Raw genomic sequence first — 533 nt, forward strand, 5'->3', positions numbered from 1 at the left:
CCCTGACCTCCGTGTCGCTGGCCACCCGGGAGGTCGCCCTGCCGCTGGTGGCGTTCTTCCTGTGGTCCATGGCCTCCCAGGCCTTCGGCGCCGTCCAGGACGTGGTGCCGGACAGGCAGGCCGGTCTGCGCTCGGTGGCCACCCAGATCGGTCCTCGGGCGACGGTGCGCCTGGCGGCCGCAGGCTATCTCCTGGCGTCCCTCCTCCTGCTGCTCGCAGGTGGGGCAGCGGGGTGGGTCGCTCCGTTGTGCTTGGTCTACGCCCTCTCGGTACTTCCCTGGTGGGGGGTGACGGTGGAGAAGTCGGCGGAAGCGCACGCCGGCTGGGTGCGCTTCCTGTGGCTGAACTACCTCGTCGGGTTCCTCGTGACCATGGTGGTCATTGCCGCAGTGAACGGCGTCCTGCCCACCTGAGCACGAGGGCGTCGCGGACCTCCCCCATCCGGGGAACACCGACGGGCTGCGCCCCACATGCACATGCCCGCATCCGACAGCACCCGGACCCCTCGTGCCCCTGCGGTGCAGACGGCTGGG

Annotated in this window: 1 protein-coding gene; it reads left to right on the plus strand. The window is 70.9% G+C overall.

The features are described from left to right. The coding region (locus FK530_RS25375) for a UbiA family prenyltransferase (RefSeq protein ID WP_166443339.1) at nt 1-413 on the plus strand (413 nt) is incomplete at its 5' end. Nucleotides 414-533 lie beyond the last annotated feature (120 nt).

The sequence above is a fragment of the Tsukamurella conjunctivitidis genome, from assembly GCF_007858475.1.
GTDB lineage: Bacteria > Actinomycetota > Actinomycetes > Mycobacteriales > Mycobacteriaceae > Tsukamurella > Tsukamurella conjunctivitidis.